This window comes from Fodinibius sp. SL11 (assembly GCF_052060035.1).
GTDB lineage: Bacteria > Bacteroidota > Rhodothermia > Balneolales > Balneolaceae > Fodinibius.
The window spans coordinates 47,008-66,417 of the sequence record NZ_JBPOEA010000011.1 but is presented as its reverse complement, the minus strand read 5'-3'; the positions used below and the strand labels follow the sequence as shown (position 1 = coordinate 66,417).

At 39.5% G+C, this 19,410-nt stretch carries 17 protein-coding genes and 1 tRNA gene; 6 read left to right on the top strand and 12 right to left on the bottom strand.

Translation table 11 applies throughout. The features are described from left to right. Nucleotides 1-8: 8 nt before the first annotated feature. On the bottom strand, nucleotides 9-1,493 hold the full coding sequence (locus tag ACQ76V_RS12090) for a Fic family protein (RefSeq protein ID WP_441000760.1): 1,485 nt from the start codon (nucleotides 1,491-1,493) through the stop codon (nucleotides 9-11). 245 nt (nucleotides 1,494-1,738) lie between these two features. Here ACQ76V_RS12090 and ACQ76V_RS12085 point away from each other — a divergent pair, with 245 nt between their 5' ends. Together ACQ76V_RS12085 and ACQ76V_RS12080 are read left to right on the top strand one after the other, a co-directional pair. Next, on the top strand, nucleotides 1,739-2,809 hold the full coding sequence (locus ACQ76V_RS12085) for a PIN domain-containing protein (RefSeq protein ID WP_441000759.1): 1,071 nt from the start codon (nucleotides 1,739-1,741) through the stop codon (nucleotides 2,807-2,809). Between the two features lie 229 nt (nucleotides 2,810-3,038). Then, the gene (locus ACQ76V_RS12080) at nucleotides 3,039-3,845 is read left to right on the top strand and encodes a TIGR02391 family protein (protein WP_441000758.1); all 807 of its coding nucleotides are present in this window, start codon (nucleotides 3,039-3,041) and stop codon (nucleotides 3,843-3,845) included. 25 nt (nucleotides 3,846-3,870) lie between these two features. Here ACQ76V_RS12080 and ACQ76V_RS12075 read toward each other — a convergent pair whose 3' ends face one another. Continuing rightward, nucleotides 3,871-7,059 (bottom strand): N-6 DNA methylase, encoded by a 3,189-nt coding sequence (locus ACQ76V_RS12075; RefSeq protein WP_441000757.1) that lies wholly within the window; start codon nucleotides 7,057-7,059, stop codon nucleotides 3,871-3,873. A gap of 128 nt (nucleotides 7,060-7,187) precedes the next feature. On the opposite strand from ACQ76V_RS12075, the gene ACQ76V_RS12070 reads away from it, so the two are divergent. Further along, nucleotides 7,188-8,522 (top strand): hypothetical protein, encoded by a 1,335-nt coding sequence (locus ACQ76V_RS12070; protein WP_441000756.1) that lies wholly within the window; start codon nucleotides 7,188-7,190, stop codon nucleotides 8,520-8,522. Between the two features lie 32 nt (nucleotides 8,523-8,554). Here ACQ76V_RS12070 and ACQ76V_RS12065 read toward each other — a convergent pair whose 3' ends face one another. The 5 genes from ACQ76V_RS12065 to ACQ76V_RS12045 form a co-directional block, all read right to left on the bottom strand. Next, nucleotides 8,555-9,112 (bottom strand): hypothetical protein, encoded by a 558-nt coding sequence (locus ACQ76V_RS12065; RefSeq protein ID WP_441000755.1) that lies wholly within the window; start codon nucleotides 9,110-9,112, stop codon nucleotides 8,555-8,557. Further along, nucleotides 9,096-9,383, bottom strand: coding sequence for a hypothetical protein (locus tag ACQ76V_RS12060; RefSeq protein WP_441000754.1), 288 nt, complete (start codon nucleotides 9,381-9,383; stop codon nucleotides 9,096-9,098). Before ACQ76V_RS12060 ends, ACQ76V_RS12065 begins: the two co-directional genes overlap by 17 nt. Before the next feature lie 273 nt (nucleotides 9,384-9,656). Beyond that, nucleotides 9,657-11,789 (bottom strand): hypothetical protein, encoded by a 2,133-nt coding sequence (locus tag ACQ76V_RS12055; protein WP_441000753.1) that lies wholly within the window; start codon nucleotides 11,787-11,789, stop codon nucleotides 9,657-9,659. Continuing rightward, a complete protein-coding gene (locus tag ACQ76V_RS12050) occupies nucleotides 11,722-11,997 on the bottom strand; it encodes a hypothetical protein (protein ID WP_441000752.1) in 276 nt (91 codons plus the stop codon). The genes ACQ76V_RS12055 and ACQ76V_RS12050 overlap by 68 nt, the downstream gene beginning before the upstream one ends. 13 nt (nucleotides 11,998-12,010) lie before the next feature. Further along, nucleotides 12,011-12,310, bottom strand: a complete 300-nt coding sequence (locus tag ACQ76V_RS12045; protein ID WP_441000751.1) for a hypothetical protein — start codon at nucleotides 12,308-12,310, stop codon at nucleotides 12,011-12,013. Between the two features lie 197 nt (nucleotides 12,311-12,507). Between ACQ76V_RS12045 and ACQ76V_RS12040 the strand changes: the two genes are divergently transcribed. Then, nucleotides 12,508-12,921 carry a hypothetical protein gene (locus ACQ76V_RS12040; protein ID WP_441000750.1) on the top strand — a complete coding sequence of 138 codons (414 nt, stop codon included), beginning with the start codon at nucleotides 12,508-12,510 and terminating at the stop codon, nucleotides 12,919-12,921. 154 nt (nucleotides 12,922-13,075) lie between these two features. Here ACQ76V_RS12040 and ACQ76V_RS12035 read toward each other — a convergent pair whose 3' ends face one another. The 4 genes from ACQ76V_RS12035 to ACQ76V_RS12020 form a co-directional block, all read right to left on the bottom strand. Then, nucleotides 13,076-13,351: a hypothetical protein gene (locus ACQ76V_RS12035; RefSeq protein WP_310681623.1), complete on the bottom strand. Its 276-nt coding sequence runs from the start codon at nucleotides 13,349-13,351 to the stop codon at nucleotides 13,076-13,078. A 209-nt stretch (nucleotides 13,352-13,560) separates the two neighbouring features. Next, complete coding sequence (locus ACQ76V_RS12030) at nucleotides 13,561-14,391, bottom strand: hypothetical protein (RefSeq protein WP_441000749.1); 831 nt, start codon at nucleotides 14,389-14,391, stop codon at nucleotides 13,561-13,563. Continuing rightward, the gene (locus ACQ76V_RS12025) at nucleotides 14,381-15,550 is read right to left on the bottom strand and encodes a tyrosine-type recombinase/integrase (RefSeq protein ID WP_441000748.1); all 1,170 of its coding nucleotides are present in this window, start codon (nucleotides 15,548-15,550) and stop codon (nucleotides 14,381-14,383) included. Before ACQ76V_RS12025 ends, ACQ76V_RS12030 begins: the two co-directional genes overlap by 11 nt. A gap of 182 nt (nucleotides 15,551-15,732) precedes the next feature. Next, a tRNA-Arg gene (locus ACQ76V_RS12020) sits at nucleotides 15,733-15,806 on the bottom strand. A 263-nt stretch (nucleotides 15,807-16,069) separates the two neighbouring features. Between ACQ76V_RS12020 and ACQ76V_RS12015 the strand changes: the two genes are divergently transcribed. Continuing rightward, the gene (locus tag ACQ76V_RS12015) at nucleotides 16,070-17,227 is read left to right on the top strand and encodes a PQQ-dependent sugar dehydrogenase (RefSeq protein ID WP_441000747.1); all 1,158 of its coding nucleotides are present in this window, start codon (nucleotides 16,070-16,072) and stop codon (nucleotides 17,225-17,227) included. A gap of 96 nt (nucleotides 17,228-17,323) precedes the next feature. Here the strand turns inward: ACQ76V_RS12015 and ACQ76V_RS12010 are convergent, their stop codons facing one another. Next, nucleotides 17,324-18,319, bottom strand: a complete 996-nt coding sequence (locus tag ACQ76V_RS12010; protein WP_441000746.1) for a hypothetical protein — start codon at nucleotides 18,317-18,319, stop codon at nucleotides 17,324-17,326. A gap of 232 nt (nucleotides 18,320-18,551) precedes the next feature. On the opposite strand from ACQ76V_RS12010, the gene ACQ76V_RS12005 reads away from it, so the two are divergent. Continuing rightward, complete coding sequence (locus ACQ76V_RS12005; RefSeq protein ID WP_441000745.1) at nucleotides 18,552-19,400, top strand: dienelactone hydrolase family protein; 849 nt, start codon at nucleotides 18,552-18,554, stop codon at nucleotides 19,398-19,400. Nucleotides 19,401-19,410 lie beyond the last annotated feature (10 nt).

The window sequence follows — 19,410 nt, the reverse complement described above, 5'->3', positions numbered from 1 at the left end:
CGTGGTGTCTAGGAAGGCAGGCGCAACCGAATACCTTCTTGGTCAGCTTCGTTTGGATCCATAAAGGCATTGGTGGCTTCCATTTCAGTACGTGCCTCATCGTAGTTGTCCCAAGTGATAGCTTGCACATACTTTTGACCAAAGTCGAGGGTTCGGATCAAAGCCTCTGATTGCCGGTTGTGAGTCAAAGCCTTTAATGCGGCCAGATAATTGTTTCGGTAAACAGTAGGGATAATAATTTTTTGTTGATCGGCGGCAATGAGTTCGGCATTCATCATGATGCGAGCTATCCGACCATTGCCGTCTGTAAACGGATGCACTTCGCTAACCAAGAACATCATAAATACCGCTTTCTGGAAGGGGTATTCCAATCCGCGATACATTTCGAATCCTCGTTCCAGGGTAGCCATGACAAGTTCGGGTTTTACAAACTGGGTGCTTCCGGCTACATTCATTTTGGCCTTAAATTCACCCGGCTTTTTGTCTTTCCGCAGAGCCATTACGGTAGAATGCCGATTCTTTAGCGAAGCAATAAATTCATCAAAGTCTTCAGGTGTTTTTGCCATCTCCGAATAGTTGGAAACAATCCGATAGGTTCCCATTACATCGTGGGCATCTTCGGGACGTTCTGCTGGTATCGCATTGTTAAAAACGATATCTGCAGCCTCATCTACTTCAAATTCGGTTCCTTCAATAAAATTGGAGAAATAGGCTTCGAAGAATGAGAGGTTTATTCGTTCGTCCTGCGAAAGGTTGGACGCAGAACGAGTGTGAGGAGCAAAATCCGACAGATCTTCAAAAAGTTTGAGGAACAGATCTACGCGATCGGGGTCATACGGCTTTTTAGATTTCCGGGCTTTACCGACATCTGATTTAATATTGGAGTCGCGCGTGCCCTGCAGGCTGCCAATAAGATCGTCAAGCTTTTCATATTCCTCTTGCATATCCAGCTGTTGGGCAATTTCTCGGGCGCGGTCGCGGATACTATTGACATGATCGGCCCCGCGAACCCGAAAGAGTTTATCCAGGCGTTCTTCCATTTCTTCTTGTCGAAGCGTCCTTGGAACCGATCCTTTACGAGCTCGGGAAGGGCGCATGTTTTCAAGATAGGCTCTGGGTTCGGAGCTAATGTGGAGTCCGTTAATAAAAGGACGGTCGCTTTCTAACGGGTCATGTCCTTTTCGCGGGTTGAAAATTAAGCCGGGAATTTCGGTAATACGCTTCTTGGAGGAGACGATAAATACCGATCCATCTTCCGCCGGTTTGTTTTCCAATGCCGTCCGATCGGCAATCAGCGCATCGGGATAGTATTCGGATAGCAGATCGACCCAATGTCGTTTGACAATAATTTCGGGATCATCGGTCAGGTTTTTTGTGTATAGACGGGACCCGATCTTTTTAAGTTCTCCACGTGCTGCCGCCTGCGATACCTGGGAGGAAATATCCGTATGGGAAACGAATACTTCCGGCATGTCCTCTAAAAAATTCGCCATTTAAGCTACCTTTTTGAGATAATTTATTAAATTTTCGGGATTTAATAAATTATTTATTTAAATAATCGGGGTTTAATTTTTCTTACTTCTCTGCAAGCCTTTTGCTTGTATCGCAATTAGCCGATTCCCATGATCATTTCCCATTTTTCTGCAATATGTATAGCTAAGATTACGCTTTTGATTTCTAAGGTTAGAAATTTTAACCTTTAATACATACATCAAAATTTGAAATTGATAATCAAAAGATGAGCAATGAAATAACTTTAGAAGATATAGAAAGTGATTTATCAGAGTCCTTAGAAGAAAAGTTTCCTGGGATAAGCGTAAAGTGGAAATCACTTTATCGAGAATTCGGACGTGATATGTCTGAAGAGATGAAAGAAGAATTTCTAAAATTTTTACCTTCAATTGATGGGTTTACTCGACTTACTGTAACGTTAGTTTTAGATAATAACTTTGTACTTGCTCAACTACGAGGGTTTATAAAAAACGATGAGAAATTTGAAGAATCGTTTATATATAGGCTATTAAACTCCGGATTTGTTGATGCTTATGGTCCTGTAAAACTAAAGGAAGAGCTATATGAGAAAATTGTGAAACATTTTCCCGAAAGTATAGACAAGGCTATAAATTATGCCGATTATATTTTATCAAAAATTACAATAAAAGATGCTTATTTTATTGATGCGTGGGTAAAAGCCAGTCGTCAAATTGGTGAGATAGACAGAGATGATGTTCCCTACTTGGCTTTAGCAATTGATTTAGATGGTCATGCTATCATGTCTTTGGATAAGGTGTTTGATCACCAGTCTGATGTAAAAGTGTGGGAGATGAATGATGCAGGTAGAATTGTTGCAAATCTTCATCAAGGTACTTTTTCTATCGGCTTGATTGGTACAGGTACTGCAACTGTACTGATGTTATATAAACTGGTTGTATATATTATTAAAGCCTTGATTGATGTACTAAAAGACTTTATAAATGCAATAATTGGTGTTTTTGAATTATTCTTTAATTCTGCCTCTAAAATTCCTAAGGAAGTTGTGATTGGGCTTGCTTTAACAGCAATAACTGGGTTGTTTGTTTCGGATGATTTTAGAGAGAAAAGTATGGAAGCTTGGAGAAGAGTAACTGAAAATTTTCAGGTTTTTGTCGAAGACCTTAAAGACTTTTTAGTTTTATTGAAAGAACAGGTTCTAGAGCTTTGGGATGTATTCAAGCCTATCTGTGTTACATCAGCTCAATTATTATTTTTTCTCATAACAGAAGTGAACATGATGGTAGAAGACCTTACACAGCTTTCCTATCAAAGTTAATTTTAAAGGGTCTAAGCTTCTTTAGTAAATAAAGATATACGTAGCTTGGATCTATTATAATGTAGATAATTTCATTTATCTACATAGTAATACTCAATCAACACCAAACTCCACTTCATTAACTATAGCCCTTGAAAATGCTATCTTTCTTTACTAAATGTATTTCAAGAAGACCTATAGTGAATATTATCGTATATCAGAAAATGTAGAAATCAAACAAGTAGATAGTATGAATAAAATTTCGCCTTTTAAGGGAGCAAACTTAGAAGCTATTTCGAAAATTTTAGCAGATACCCATACAGGATTAACGGGCTCCGAAATAGGTAATACGCTCAGGAAGTGTAGGATCAAAGATGTTGATCCGAAGAATACTAAATGGAAAAGGTTATATCATGCTCTGGTTGAAGAACAAAATCAAAAGCAGTATGGGAATCATGTAATTGCATTTATTCACAAGGCTATGAATCCAGTAACATATACTGATTCCAAAGAACATTATGAAGCAAAGAGAGATGAATTGAATAAAGTTTTATCATTTTCTGGATTAAAATTGAGAGAAGATGGTAGAATAAAAAGGGTAAAAAAAGCAAGAACAATAAGTGATGCCCAAAAACGAGCAAATCGGTTGGAGTCAAAACTGAGAGATCGTGGTGTGCACAAAGATGTGTTAAAGTTTTGTGATGCTGAATTGCTTCAAGAAAATTATTTTCATGCAGTTTTAGAGGCATGTAAAAGTGTGGCAAATAAAATAAGAGCTTTATCTGGATTGAAGTCTGATGGAGCTAAACTTGCTCAACAAGCATTATCACTTGGAAAATCAGATGAACCTATTGTAGCGATCAATGATCTAAATAATGAAACTGATAAAAGTGAGCAAACAGGTTTTTTAAACTTGGTTATGGGCCTATTTGGTATGTTCAGGAATACTACTGCACATGCAGAAAAAATTTATTGGCCTATCAATGAACAAGATGCCCTTGATATTATGAGTCTTGTTTCTCTAGTCCATAGAAAATTAGATACAGCTCAAGATTAGTTATTTGACTCATTGATTGAGTATGCTAGCAAACTTTTTTTACCAATTTTATAAGCTGGTTTTCTAGTTTCTCTCGTGCTGGTTTTTTAGTCATTGTGTTGTTCCGATTTTCGTGAAGTTGTTCTGAAATATTGGCTATTTCTTGATGATCAGGATTATCTTTATCGAAAGTCGGTATTTTCATGTATTCGAAAATAGTTGTGCCTATTTGCTTTCCTAATAAAAATCCACCTAACCATTTTCGAACTGGTTTAGAATTGAGGAAACCACATAAATAGTGAGCCTGAACAGGATCATCAAAACCAACAAAGTAAAGCTTATGGTCGGGAACAAAATTCTTGTTGGGTATCACTGAATCTGCATAATCTCCAATAACACTAGCACGGAACTTATTAGGGTTTTGCTGCTCCAACCATACTACTTTGTAGGGGGAGAAGCTATAATCCCCAATACAGTAGATTGAATAAAATGGTAAGTGATCTTGATATCGCCTATAAGAAGATCTTTTTAATAGCAGGTCTTTGTTTCTGTTAAAATATTTGTAGGCCTGGGGGTATTTAGAGGCAAACTCTACTTCGTCTAACATGTTGCTGTAGTGATCATTTGGTATAATTTGATACCACCCCTTTACTTCATGACTGTATCTTCCAACATTCCTACCCCTTATTAATGGATAAAGCAAGTCAGCTTCTATCCAAAACCCATCTGTGCTGTTAACTTTTTTGGCCCGTGGGTACTCATCTTCTGTAAAAGTGCGAATCAAGGCTTTATTTGTTTCGGAAGAGTATTTTTCAACTTTAACCCAATATAGTCTTGCCAAATCTGTTACCGTACCTCGATGAGCATCTTCATAGTAATCACTAGATCCTCGTAAAAAGTGTGATTGATCAAAATCGGTTTTGTCTCCTGTAAACAAAGGAGAGCCAAACTCTCTTATTGGGCAAGCAGCACCATCATAGATATCCATTCGGGCATATACTTCCTCTAAACTTGAATAAGGATTAACCCTAGATGAACCTTCTGAAGCATTCCAAATCTTACAGGGAACATCTTCAAATTCTACGGCTTCTTCATCCGTTTTTTCAGCTATATAAATAGAGGTCTCGTTATTTGCATATGGAAATGCTTGAATATTTGATAAGTCTTCAATGTGTTTTATTCTTAAGCCTTTAGAATCGGGCAATTTACCTTCTCTAAAACCTTTTGCTGAGCCCGATTTAAATACAGTCCAAGTAATTAAGAAAGCTACTTTCCCGTTGTCTTTTAGCCAATTATCAGCTGCGCTAAAAGTAATAACAGTTGAAATATCACTTTCTATTCCTCCAGTGTACCCTCTGCCAGAAACTAAACCGTAGTAGTTGCAGAATTCTTTTACGCGATTACGATAGCTGGTTGGTAAGCGACTCCATCGCACCCAAGGTGGATTGCCTAAGATATAATCAAATGAGTCAAAACTTTTAGTGCTAAAATTATTTTTTATAATTCGGCACCAAATTCTGTTCCAATTTCTTTGTTCCAAAGATTCAATCTTGTTGAAAAAATCTTCCAACATCTGAATTACGGAATCTTCCAATAGTTCGGATACCCGATCATCATTTTTGAGTAGTCTGATAAAAGTTTCTTTATCATCCCCTCGTCTTATACAATCTTCACAATGCAATAAAACATGAGATAGGACTTGCTTGTCTACAAGTTGGTAGGGGATTCTTAATTCAAAATCTTCAACCTCAGTTTCTAGCAAGTAATCTAAAAACTTATTTCCGTCCTCATCTTCTTTTTCTACCGGAATATTAATTGAGTCTGCTAAGTAAACAGGAACTTCAATTTCATGTCCTAACTCAAAAATTAAATCATTAATAGATAGAATATAGTTTGCCCTAGAGGAAATTACGGCTAGCGGATTAAGATCTAACCCCTTAACATTGTTAAGAATTGCACTTATTGTTTCTGATCCACTTAGATCTTCATCTTCTGCTCTAGATCTAATCTTCTTTATACACTCGACTAGAAACGTACCCGAGCCGCAAGCAGGGTCAAGGACAGATTCATTCAGTCCGTCACTATATCCGGACGTTTCTATAAGATGTTGGGCTAACCAATCTGGAGTATAGTATTCTCCTAAATCATGACGAATTTGTTCATCAACAAGTGAAGTGTAAAATACCTTAAGTAAATCTTGTTTTATTTCGGGTTTAAATATCGGGCTAGAGGGCTCAAAGTCAAGAAACTCGATTGCAAGGTTGCGAAAAGTATTTGCTAGTTGATCATTTTGCTCACTTATATACCAGCTAAAGAAATCTCCCTCTAAAAAGTTTGTGATTTGGTAATTTCTATAATACTCGCTGCTTTCTAGTTGTTTTAAGAGCTGCCATATTTCTTCTTCATCAGAAGCATTTGCAATTTTTTGACAAAGCGAAAAGGTAGATGGGGTTGATACCGAGAGCAACTCTGAAGTCAGTATTTTGACAACTATACTATAATAGGTATGTAACGAAAATAGTATTTCAGATGCATCTGTAGATTCAATTCTATTTTCAGAAGCCCACTTTTTCAAGGAAGGTAATTGATCGAGCTCATATGTTGAAACTTGTTCAAATAGCCTTTTCCACTCTCGGAAAAGCATCTGAGTTTTTCTGCTCGGATTACTAAGGTTATTGCAAAGCTCTCGTATTGTATTTTGAGCTACAGTTGCATTTTTCCCAAATGCAGTACTTAAAAATTCTGGGGTTAATGGTTTTTTATTTAATGACCTATGTATCCGTATTAAATACGATAAGCTATTTTCTGATAATTTCCTTCTAGGTGACCATATCCATTTATTAGATTTCTTTTGGCAATAGAATATTGAGTTCCCATCGAATAAATATCCTATCCAGTCATTAGGGTTAGATTCCTCTTTTTCATTAGTAACACTTTTCAAATAACCTTCTAACTGCTGTTTAGATTTTTTTAAGGTAGAAGTATCGTTAAGGCTGTTGGGGGATTTGTAATCATAGATGATATGCCCAAAAACACCATCTGGTCTACTTGCATCAATTTGGCATAGACCTAAATTTGAAAGACTTGTGTTCACGTTAGGATCAAAGTCTATATCATATTCTGCCAAACATTCTTTTAAAATTTGATTTACTTCTCCTTCAAGTTTGGCTTCTGAGCCGCCTGAATCAGTAATTTTTTTTATGCGCTTAACGTATTCTTCTAGCTCTAACTGCATCAAGGATGGTTAATTACTTTAAGTATAATTGGCAGCTTTAAATAATTAGCAATTTGTTAAAAAACAACAGGTGATTTGCTTTTATTTAGCGTATATCATGATTTGTGAAAATAATTTTTGGCTAAAATATGGATAATAAATTTGAATCTACTATAAAATTAAAAGGGGTTTTAATCGTCGATGAAGAAGAATTAGGGATATGTAGATATGAGTTGACGTATAATCCTTTTGATACTAATTCCATGAAAATATTGCTATTCGAGCCACCAGGCAAAGTTCCCAGAGGACCAGACTCTCCTTCTGTTGAGATAGTTACTAACTTTCATGGTGGGCTCTATAAAATAACATTGAATCCTGAGTTGGCAGGTGAAAAAAATAGGATGGAATATCAATATTATGCTCCAGTAACTGAGTTTCAGAAAACGCAAATTTTTAATAAAAAGGCTGTTCCGGAAACGGTAAGTTGCGGCTATCTATTTCCTATTACCTCTGTAACAGATAGCCATGTTATTACAAGTCGTCATTCTACTTATGGTTTTGTCCGTGGGGATTATGATCATGATGAAGGTGTCTTTCAGCCTCAAGATGATTCTTTTTCTATTAGTACTCCGATAGGTGATATAGAGATTGGTGATGGATTTTATTTTCAAGAAAATGATGACAAGCTCTATCCTAAGATGGAATTAATTCGTCGCTCTAGGGCTGGTCTTGAATTAGAATTAGGAGATAGAAGTCTGAGAGAAGGATTGGATGAGGTAAGAGGTGTAACTTATAACTTTTTTCATTTTTTAAGTTTAGTGGAACGTACATGGATTGATTGGCATACAGAACGTTTTGCAGTAAGATCTGCTGAAGATGAAGTTATTTCTCAATCTACTAGGTACCGCTGGGTGACTCAGCCCCATTTTAAATATCGCCCTAATTACAATGATTTGCCTGAGTCGCGTGAAACATTGGAGAAGGTGTTGACTGCTTATTGGAATAGTGGTGATGATAAACAAATTGAGATTGATGGTATAATAGATAACTTCAAAATTGCCAATATTGTAAGAACCTTACAGACTAAGTTTATCCATTGGCACTCCTGCCTAGATTTTTTTAAGCCTATTTATTTTGAAGAACTCCCAGAGAAAGTGAAAAACCGAGTTAATTACAACATGTCTTTTAGTATGCAATTAATATATCTCTTTGATATAGCAGATATTGAGATAAGTGATGTTTTAAAAGATGAACCCATAAATAAAATTCGAGATTCAATTAATGGTAACGGAAAAGCACCTGATCTAAAATTTACTGAACTGCGTAATAAGTATTTACATGATGGGTTCCATGTTTTCAATAATCAACTACAAGATGTTCAACGACTTACTGAAAAAATGCGAGCTCTCGCTGAACGTTTGCTTACCAGTTATATGGAGATAGATTATAGTTCAACTAACCTTGGAGAGTCTAAGTTGCTTTGATTCTATGGAAATGAAGTACTAAATAACACTCTCTACTTAGTATATAATATAACTGGAATGGAGTGTATCCCGATCTGTTTTGCCACAAAATAGGTCGAATTACCATCCACAATATCAAAAAGACCTTTTTCTTCTTTATTTGGTCTAATAGAAATAGGTTTTCTTCTCGGTATTATTCCCTGGTAGGCTTGTCTCATGTAGATAAAAGCGTTGGCAATTCCTTTCGGGCGTCTTCTTGTAGGGCGAATACAGCTGATAGGTACAATAGCTGTAGCCTTATCCATTTCGAAAAAACGATCTATACGGTTGGTATCCAGGCAAAACATTCGCTGGTAATTGTGGAGGTACGTCCCAACTTGTCCCATATCAAGCCAACCGGTCAATGGGGCATCAAAACCATTCTCATTTATATAATTCACCTGAATGCGTTGCCTAGTTTCATTCACAAATAGATGGAGTCTGTTAAAATCATGATACTGGCTGTTGATTTCATCTATTTGTGTTGTCAGATGCTCAGTTGATATAGATGGTTTTACCACCTTTTTTGGGGTAATCAGCATTTCATCTACATGGTTATAGGTTTTCGGCATGGGGATTCTCCTGAATGGTCTGAATGATATAATCTACTTCTGACTTGCGACACAGCTTAACGGCTTCACGGCCAGTACTCTTATTCCGTCCGTAACTGCGCACGGTTATCATTTTCCGATACCCGCACCGGTAAAAGGTGGTCCGGGAGATGCGTCCCAGCTTTTCACACATGTAGCTGATCGCTTCGCCAATCGTCATGAAATCTTCATTGTTGGAGGACATGTTTCCCATCGGGGTGGTGGTATTTTCAGGATTTTCAAAATTAGGCATAGTCTTTCTTATTTTCTTAGAGGCCAAGGTTAAGTGCAGTAAAAACTGTAGGTTAAGTGTCTAAGAAATTGGCAAAGATTCATCTTAGATATCTTAGACCGATCTTAGACTTCTTAGTCGTTTCTTAGTGGTTTTCTTAGATATATTATTATTTACTAACTAACTATTATTATTATACTTACAGGGTGTTGTTTGGGGGAGAAATGGAAGTTCTAAGAAAATAAGACGGTGTTTTCAAATTCTTAGAAAATCATAGATTTCTCCTATTTTCACCTAAAATGGTGGCGAGCTATCACCGGTGCTTGTCTGGTATTCGGTGGCCGGCTGGCGGCCTTGCTCTTTTAACATGATGTTTGCTTCCTCCCGCTTGCCAAAGGCGCGTAGCCAGGTTGGCGTTAGATGTTTACGGGGTATATGGTAGCCATGTCGGCTTTCTTTGACGGTGCCCTTCACCGGATCTTCGTAGCTGTAATAATTGGTTTTTGCTTTTCCGTGCAGGTCCAGAGCCTCAATCTCTTCTCGGATAACATCCTGGCTGATATATTCCCGGCCCTTGTTATAATTGGTATAAGCATCCCAAATGCCGCTCCAGTACATCACCAGCCCATCTTTGCTGTTCCAGCCGTAGTATCGTTTCGGGAGCTCCCCGTTATCATTCATGATCTCAATACTGGCTAGGAACTGCTGAAGTGGTGTTTGGTGGACTTCGCGCTCTGCGGAATTAGCTAAAAATTCTACACCATAGCGGAATATCTCGGTGGATACGCGGGAATCCCGAAGCAGGTTCCGCATCTCCCGTAGGTCCTCTTCGCTTACCTTGGAGTTTCGATTTTCTTGGGCTGACTGGCTAACAAATTCCGCGAACTGTACGTCACTGGGTCGACAAACAAATAGATCCACCGTAATAAGGGCCGCCATATTTTCTATTTGACGATCTTTGATTTGGAAACGAACACCTTCCTGGTCACTTCGTCGCCCTAGTTCTTCCTCCACGGCTTCGGTCAGCAGGCGCTTGGTCCAGAGTAGCTCACTTTTGAACAGCTCGCGATTGAAATCATTAAACTTGTACAGCAGAGATAGAAAGAGCCGTTGCATCTCTTTTTTGTGGTTATCAAACCACCAAAGATTATCCACCGAACCACGTTTGTCTTTGGCGTATTCGATCATAATACACCGCGATCGGAAGTGGTCCTCGGTGGGTTTGTAGTTGGAGATAAACATCAGCTGGGAACGAACAGGACTCCAGGCGTTTTTGGTCCGATCGTGGGAGGCGCTTACTCCACGTTGTCTCAACTCGTACCACATGTTAAATACTTGTGGCGTAATCTTGCCTTTCCCCGGTACAAACTCGTCCATGATCACCGGAATCTTGCTGTGGTTGGCCAGCTTGTTTTCGGCAGACTTGAGCGTGGGGTTGGAATCCACATCGGTAAAGGATTGGCCAAAGAAATTAAGCATGATCTGTGAGAGCTGACCTTTTCCCGTTGAGGGTTCCCCATACAAGTACAGAAATACAACGTGCTTGAATACATCATAGATCTCATCAAAAAACAGAAAGGAGAGCATATAGGAGAAAATAAGGTAGCCTTCGGCCTTCTTCTCGGGCTGTTGGCCAGCGATAAGTTCTCCGAATCTGTCGCGGACGGTGTCGGTAAAATACCGGAGCTCGTTGCCGGTGAGAAGTTGGTGTTCGTCATCGCTGTAAAATCCATCCTTGGCAGGGGACAGGTCTAACAGTGGCGAAGGTTCAATCCGCCCGGGTTTTACGTAAAAGGTAGTGTCGGCAGCTACCATGGGGAATAGTCCCGATTCCCGATCAGGAGCGATGATATACTGGGGCTGATGAAGATGATCATCGGGAATGGTGACTAAAGCATTGCGCGTCAGATAGAACTTGTAACCATGGTGCTCGACAAACCCGTAGTAGTTGAATTCATACACCGTTTGCGGCTGCCATCGGTTACAGAGGAAGCTCATAAAGAAGAGGATCTCATCATCAGACTTGAAGCGAGCCGACTGATAAGAATGCTTAAAGATCTGAATCTGGAAGGCTTTCTTTGATAGTAAGTCTTCCGGCTCCAGTACGAACAGCTCGCTCTGTGTAAGTTTTCGGGTTTCTGGGGTCAGCCAGCTCACCTGGCATTCATAGAGCGTCGAATCCCATTTCAGTGTTTCGGGATTATAGCGGATGATCTTGGAATGTATTTCGATATCGAAGGTGCCGATCCGGCGACTGGTGCCATCGGTTTCATTGCGATACCAGCCAAAATCCAACGGATCGGAGCTGTCGACATATTCGAACGGTTCATTTTGAGAATTGGATACTGCTGGCCCGTAGTCATCGGGTTGTTGCCGGTTGTTTGGCGATACTAGTGTTAAGGACTCTTCCCGGGTGTTGCTGCTCATTTATTTGTCGTTGAGATATTAGAATTTTGTGTTCGCTCACATGGTTGAGCTTATAGAGGTCGTTACCATATCCGTAAATCACCCAGAGGTCGTAACCTTCTACGATCTGTGTTTCGATCATGCGGACGATTTCTTTACGTTTGTTGCCATCGCTGTCTATGAACTGGATGGTATCCCCAAGGGTATAGCGCGTACGTATTTGGGCCATAGGTTGCGATTGGTTAAAGGGTTAGTCGAATGCCTTTGATCTTACAAAGAGCTCCCATGGGAAGATCAAATTTCTTGTTGAGAATGAGGGTAAGAACCTGCTCCGAAATTCCTAATGCTCGTTCCATCTTACACAAGCGATGATCCGAAATGTAATAGGGTTTTTTGAACCACTGTCGGAAGGTGTTTAGCTTTATATTAGGAAATAGGATTTTGCGAAAATCATCATAGGTATCATATTGCTCCATTATCTGGCCTTTTATGACGGCTAGGCGTAGCCGGTTAATTTCATGTTTTGTTATTGGTCCGTTCACAATTGTACTTCTGTCTTTTAAAATTAAAGGGTAAGTAGTATAATCGGATGGTTACACGTAAACATTACCGTTACCTACAGGGCTAAAGTAGTGATGTGATAACAACGAAACAATTAAAAATGATGTGAGCGTAACTTAAAAAGAAAGGGACATTACGTTAACCATATCAAAACCAATAGGATAGGAAAAGAGGAATTTTGGAAAAAAAATCTGGCGAAATATTACAAGATAATGTCCGGTATCTGCTGGAAGAGTATTACGATGGAAATGTGTCTGAAATGCAGCGGGAGACGGGCGTAAATCGGTCTGTGATTTCAGAGATAAAAAATGGAGGGAAGACAGAAGTAAACAGCTCCACGCTAATACGGTTTGCACAATCAGGGATAAATCTTAATTGGCTACTAACGGGAGAGGGCGCACCATTTACCGTTAATGAAATGGCCGATATTAGCGAAGAGCTGAAAGAAAAGCAGCTGCTTGATAACCGCATGAAAGAGATTAAGAAGCTTGTAGGTGATATCGAAGATCAGCTATCTGAGCAACCGCACCTGCGGCTTGATCCGGATGTTCAGAGCGCACTTCTTGAACTACTGAAGAAAGCTGTTCGATAAGAGTAAGCACTTTCTTTTTACTGTTGATCTGTTTTGTATTTGGGCCCCGTAATGTTGGTTCACTGGTATTGAGCATAGGTCACTCCTACTTGACTTATTTTTTAGTTACAAAAATAAATATATACAAGAGTATTTTAGTCGTGATATGTTACACTTATGGCAAAAATATTTTTTCTATGACTTTGCGCTCAAAATATTTCCGGCGTGTTCCAAACCGGTGAAATGGTACAAAGTTTTTGTCTTCAGGAGGCAGGTTACTTCTATTGAGTATGCTGCGATGATGTAATCCAATTAGAGCTTCAACTTCTTTCGCTGTCATGAACTTTGATTTGTCAGGTTCTGCGTTCAGCTTGTTAAGAATGGTATCTAATTTGGCGTCGAGGATGGCGATGGTAGCCATTAAATTTTCTTTGGGGTCGGGAGAATTCATAGATGATATCTTTGGGGTTGCAAAAATTTTATGGCGCTAAAGAAAAGGCAATCCCTAATAAAATACACTTCCAGGAAAAAACAGATTTTGAAAATCAAAGGAGGATTTTGGTACTGAAAATCAAAATCTGTAATTCTACCTGAAATAGCAGGCTCTATGTAACAAAAAGATAGTTTTGTTTATACAGATTTCAACCTGTTTTATGAAAACTATCTGTTTTTCAGAGTGGATTTGATCCGGTGTTTGAGAATGGACTTGTAAGCTTTTGGATTTACGAGATAGGTAGGCGAATTCAGAACTTCGTATTTCCCTGCTGCTTCTTTTACAAGTTCATCAACTGGTTTTTGGGCTTTCACTTTATTGATATGTCCGTTGGAGCTGTCAATAAGGAAATCATTGATTAGTTCATCCAAATTATCAACTAACACCTTAAAGGTATATTTGCCGTGCAAGCCTATGCGGACCTCTAAAAATGAAATAGCATCATCGAGGCAACCGAATTGCCCAATGGTCCGAAGCTTGCCTTCCAATCGGTTCATGGTATCTTTTGAGCAATTATAGATGCGGGCCATTCTACATCTCCAGGGAGCATGGTCCAGATTAAGAACGCCTTCTCCATACTCATTAAAAAGATTCTCCAGGATGCCGGAGAAGTGGCCATTGTTAATTTCAGCACCACTGAAATCCAAATCTAAGGTTTTCTTCCGGTTTATTTTCTGCTCCGAGAATTCAATAACGCCCCGGCCAAGATTTATTAAATGCTCTTGGTATAGTTTTCTAACGGCTAAGATAAACTCCGGGCGAAAGGTCTCGGCTGTTCTACCGGCGAAATTTTTAAGGCAGAGTTGAAGTTGCCTGCGATATTGATTGGTCTCTTTCAGGTATGCTATGGCTGTGATACTGGTAGCCTGATAGCGTTTAATATCTGATTCAAAGTTTAAATCATTGGAGAGTTTGGAAAACCGATCAGCAGTCAGTTTTAATAGCAAATCTCTCTTTGATAAAGAGTCAAATCTTGTAGCCGGTATCTTATGCTTCATTCAGATAATTCATTTTACCATTTTTGTTGGCGGAACGCATTAGATCTTTCGCAACTAGGTGCACATAGCGATTGGTTACTTCAAGACTTTTATGGCCAAGCATATTTTTTACTTCTATGACATTAAAACCAATGCGCAATAAATAAGTCGCACAAGAGTGGCGGAGGCCGTGAAAGTTAATAGTATCCTTTAGCTCGGCTTCCTCAGTGGCATAGAATTTAAAACGTTTGGAGACATTATCTCCCGTCATTGCAATTTCTCGATCAGGCGTTGATTTTGGACTCGGGAAAACTAATCCTTTTTTAGGGTTGCCCATAAGTTTTTTCCAGGCAATTAAACGCCAATATAAAGTTTCAAAGATTGGGATTGTTCGTTCTGAACCATTTTTAGTATCAGTAACTCTAATAAATCCCTCTTTAAGGTTGATATGCTCCCAGCGCAACTGGATGATTTCTTTACGTCTCATACCAGTATAAAAAGCCAGTGTGATTAGCGGCTTAAACCAAAGCTGCATCTGATCTGAGGATTGGATAGCACGAGCTTTTTTGTGTTTTAACTGATACTCTCGAAATTTTTTAAAAATTAAATCAAGGTCATCCTCTTCAATAATCTTATCAACAAGATTATCTCGAACCTTAGGCAAGGCAATTTTATCGCAGGGATTGGATTCTATGTATTCTTCTGCTACCAGCCAGTTGAAGAATACTTTCAAGTGTTTTAGGTAATTCTTTTTTGAAGCATTGGCTAAGTCATCTCGCAGGCAAAAAGCACGAATATCATCAGCATCAATTCTTGTGACGGGCATTGTATAGCCTACTCCTTCCATAAATTGACGTATGATGTACTTATAAGTTTTCTTGGTTTTAGCAGTTACGTTTGTCTTTTCTCTTAAAAATTTCTTTTGAAGTTCATTTAAGATGGGACTTACAACAGAAGTGCCTTTCAACTCCTGCATCTTTTCATACTCTTGCAGATTCCAATCATCAGCAAATGGATTTATCTCACCGGCTTCATATAACTTTTCGTATTGGTGTTTCTTTTGCTCGGCTATCTTTTTGTACTTGGTCCCAAGAGCATAGGTTTTTTGAATGAGTTCGCCATCAACCCGCGTGGCAAAAACGATAGAGTAGTAGTTATTTCGTTTTCTTAGACTGGCCATATTTTTTCATATGAGTAGTTTAGGTTGGAGAGTAATGTAACATCATATGTAACATCAGTCCAGTAAAATATGTATGAATTATGAAAATATTTCATGCAGAAGGATAGAAAGATAGGCCAAATACAAACAAAAAACCCCGCCTATAATTAAATAAGCGGGGTTTATGTACTGTTTTAGAGGTGTACGCCCGGAAGGATTCGAACCCTCAGCCTTCTGATCCGAAGTCAGACGCTCTATCCAGTTGAGCTACGGGCGCATTGCGTTGAAATGACCCTAAATATCTTGCTTCGTTGGACAAATTACAACCAAAAATCTGGTCCTTTTAGATAAAATTTGTAGAGCAATTATTGAGCGCTATGCCGGAACGAAATAGGCCTATTCCCCAAAAGAAGTATTTATTGCATATTACTAAGTATAGTATTCATAACTTTTTACGTGCAGAATTAGTAATTATCGAACGATTGATGTTAATTAATTATTGGTAATTATATCACCACAAAGGGAATAATAGTTAATATTATGCGGATCAAAACGAGTAGATACCTATCAATATTTTTAGCTGTCATTTTTCTGACTGCCTGTAATGCAACCTCCGAAAATGAGCAGAAGGGCAATATTAACCAAGAAATTGGGAACTCAGAATATACTCTGGAAACTATTACCAATGAGATCGATATACCGTGGGGTATGGATTGGCTGCCCAATGGAGATATGTTGATTACTAATCGCGGTGGAGAGTTGTATCGTTATAGCGATGGTACCCTCATCGAAGAGCCTCTTAATGGAGTGCCGGAGGTATGGGCACGTGGACAGGGCGGCCTGTTGGATATTAATGTGCACCCCGATTATGAAGAGAATGGGTGGATTTATCTGACCTACTCAAGTCCGGAAGGAAGTGGGGCCGGGGCTAATACCGCGTTAATGCGTGCCAAACTCAATGAGGCTCAAACTGGGCTGGTGAACCAAGAAGTGTTGTATAAGGCTGAGCCGAACTCTGAGCGTGGCCAACATTTTGGGAGTCGTATTGTGTTTGATAACGAAGGTCACGTGTATTTCGGTATCGGAGATCGTGGCAATCGCGATGTGAATCCACAGAATATTACACGTGATATGGGGAAAATATATCGCCTGAACGAAGATGGAAGTATCCCCGAAGATAATCCTTTTGTGGGTCAAGAGGGAATGGATGCAATATTTGCCTATGGCATTCGCAATCCACAGGGGATGGACTTGCATCCCGAAACCGGACAACTTTGGGAGCATGAACATGGTCCCCGCGGTGGTGATGAGGTTAATATTATTGAAGCCGGTAATAATTATGGATGGCCGGAAATTAGCTTTGGTATAAATTATAGCGGTACTAAATTTACAGATGATACGGCCAAGGCCGGTATGGAGCAGCCAGAGTGGTATTGGGACCCCTCAAACGCCCCTTCAGGGATGACTTTTGTAACCAGTGATAAATTCCCGAAATGGAAGGGGGATATCTTAGTGGGATCCCTGAAGTTTGGATATATCGTCCGGGTTGATGTAGAAGATAATAAGGTCGTGGGGGATGAAATCCTGTTTGAAGATATAGGACGAGTGCGTAATGTTAAGCAAGGCCCTGATGGCAATATTTATGTAGCAACGGAAACGGATAATGGTATTGTCCGGATATCTCCTGCGAATGAATAAGTATCAGCGTTAATTTAATATTTGAAGCGATTTGCCTACGAATGCTGGCGCAAGTGATAAGCTTGCGCCAGTCTTTATTTAAGGGAAGAATATTTTTTATTCTTGTTCTACGTCTTGCTCTTCCAAATTATCAACCTCGTCAACTTGCTTTAGATTCAGATAGTCAACAAGCTCATCTTGCATATCTTCGCGAATGCGATCGGGATGGGTGATTTTAGTATAAAACACTGTAAAGTATATAACCTTGATTGCGGTAACGGTACGTTCAAAAATGTTACTGAAAAGCTTGCCAATCCAGAACGCAAAAATAATGGGGACAAAGGTAAAGGCTACATCATCGCCGTTAAAATCAATAGTAGTAGCGGGGAGTATTTCACTTCCAAAATACCCGAGTGCAGCGGAGATAATAAACAGGATGATATAGGCAGGAACGGTTACCTGGCGGACAACCTTTCCCAAGAAGTCAATTCCAAAAATACCGACCAACGATTCCGGTACTCGATCCTTTAGCTTTTTCATTTCCTTAATGGCGGTAGTAATATCCAACCTATCGACCGCCACCGAAGGCAGCAGGTAATGGTTTGCCAGATCCCAGACTTCTTCAAGTCCGGAAATAAAAAGGCGGATTAGCATTTTCACGATCCCGCCACCGGTATATTTACTTTTATTGACGAAACTCATAAGGATGTCAATTCCGGCAATCTTTCTGATATACCATTTTATTTCTTTGCTGGCCGTGGTAGCTCCTTTATAGGATGGATCGTTGCCGATGACCGTCTCATAGACAATCCAGCTCATGCGCATTTCTTGCTTATTGTCATAAAAGTGCTTGTATAAAAAAAGAAAGAAGGCCAAAACGAAGCATAGAAATCCATATCCCGGATGATTGTATTGCCATAAAAAGAATCCGCCAAAAAAGAAGGTGACCATAATTGAGTGATATATGGTCATGCGAATCCACGGCTTTATAATATCTTTGTCTTTGCCAACAATGCTGAGGGTGTTTTTGGCCAGGTCAGCTATCGATTTAAGACGATCTTTATATGGTAAAGAATCAAATGATTGGTTTGCTTTGTCAAAGTCAAAACTCATACGTACCCCGATATTTTATTAATTGTTAAAATCTCTTGATATACCGACGGAAGATTTTCTTCCATAAAATTTTGAATATGTTACAGATCATAAGACAAATCCCAAAATTCAGATCTTACGGCTGTCATCCTGCTTCTTGCTTTTATATTTAGGCAGTAAATACGAAAGCATGCAACTTTTTGGTTCAAATTTTTATTAAAAGAGTATAACCGCAATAAAAAAAGAGGAGATTATGCATCAATTTGGACGTGGATTTATAGTTTTGGGATTAATGCTGCTATTAACAGCATGTAGTGACAGTCCCGAAGAAGAATTTATTGACCGGATGGACCAGGAGCATAAAGGGGATACGCCCGTAGAAAATGCAGCCAAGGATCTAACCCAATCCGCCGAAGTATCGGGACAAGAAGTAACCTATGCTACGGTAAATGGCGAAGAGATTACCGGCTATTTAGCCAAGCCTGAGGGTGCAACTAATGCTCCGGGCATCATCGTGATCCACGAATGGTGGGGGCTAAATGACAATATCCGTATGATGACCGATAAGTTAGCTGGGGAAGGATATTCGGCACTGGCTGTGGATCTATATAATGGAAAAGTGGCCGAATCATCCGATAGCGCGGGTACCTATGCCCGCTCTGTTAATAATGAAGAGGCTGTTGATAATTTGACGCAGGCTTATGGATTCCTGGCAGATAAAGAAGGGGCTGACAATATTGGGGTAATTGGCTGGTGCTTTGGAGGGGCATGGTCGTTGCAAACGGCACTGGCTCATCCCGATAAAATAGATGCAACAGTCATTTATTATGGTCGATTGGTTACGGATACCGAGCAGTTAAAGTCGTTACAGATGCCGGTGTTGGGCATTTTTGGCGAAGAAGATGAAGGTATCCCGGCAGAGCAAGCTAAGGAGTTTGAGACAGCCCTCAACAATGCGGGAGTCGAGAATTCCATTCATATTTATGAGGGAGCAGGACATGCTTTTGCCAATCCATCCGGCACGCGATATGTTGAAAAAGCTGCTGAAGACGCCTGGCAAAAAACCGTCAATTTTTTAAAGCAGAACTTACAAAGAGAGTAAAAAGAAAAAG

Bases quoted from the DNA above. Each gene is read 5' to 3' on its own strand.
- ACQ76V_RS12090 (WP_441000760.1), bottom strand. From the start codon at position 1,493: ATGGCGAATTTTTTAGAGGACATGCCGGAAGTATTCGTTTCCCATACG.
- ACQ76V_RS12085 (WP_441000759.1), top strand. From the start codon at position 1,739: ATGAGCAATGAAATAACTTTAGAAGATATAGAAAGTGATTTATCAGAG.
- ACQ76V_RS12080 (WP_441000758.1), top strand. From the start codon at position 3,039: ATGAATAAAATTTCGCCTTTTAAGGGAGCAAACTTAGAAGCTATTTCG.
- ACQ76V_RS12075 (WP_441000757.1), bottom strand. From the start codon at position 7,059: ATGCAGTTAGAGCTAGAAGAATACGTTAAGCGCATAAAAAAAATTACT.
- ACQ76V_RS12070 (WP_441000756.1), top strand. From the start codon at position 7,188: ATGGATAATAAATTTGAATCTACTATAAAATTAAAAGGGGTTTTAATC.
- ACQ76V_RS12065 (WP_441000755.1), bottom strand. From the start codon at position 9,112: ATGCCGAAAACCTATAACCATGTAGATGAAATGCTGATTACCCCAAAA.
- ACQ76V_RS12060 (WP_441000754.1), bottom strand. From the start codon at position 9,383: ATGCCTAATTTTGAAAATCCTGAAAATACCACCACCCCGATGGGAAAC.
- ACQ76V_RS12055 (WP_441000753.1), bottom strand. From the start codon at position 11,789: ATGAGCAGCAACACCCGGGAAGAGTCCTTAACACTAGTATCGCCAAAC.
- ACQ76V_RS12050 (WP_441000752.1), bottom strand. From the start codon at position 11,997: ATGGCCCAAATACGTACGCGCTATACCCTTGGGGATACCATCCAGTTC.
- ACQ76V_RS12035 (WP_310681623.1), bottom strand. From the start codon at position 13,351: ATGAATTCTCCCGACCCCAAAGAAAATTTAATGGCTACCATCGCCATC.
- ACQ76V_RS12030 (WP_441000749.1), bottom strand. From the start codon at position 14,391: ATGAAGCATAAGATACCGGCTACAAGATTTGACTCTTTATCAAAGAGA.
- ACQ76V_RS12025 (WP_441000748.1), bottom strand. From the start codon at position 15,550: ATGGCCAGTCTAAGAAAACGAAATAACTACTACTCTATCGTTTTTGCC.
- ACQ76V_RS12015 (WP_441000747.1), top strand. From the start codon at position 16,070: ATGCGGATCAAAACGAGTAGATACCTATCAATATTTTTAGCTGTCATT.
- ACQ76V_RS12010 (WP_441000746.1), bottom strand. From the start codon at position 18,319: ATGAGTTTTGACTTTGACAAAGCAAACCAATCATTTGATTCTTTACCA.
- ACQ76V_RS12005 (WP_441000745.1), top strand. From the start codon at position 18,552: ATGCATCAATTTGGACGTGGATTTATAGTTTTGGGATTAATGCTGCTA.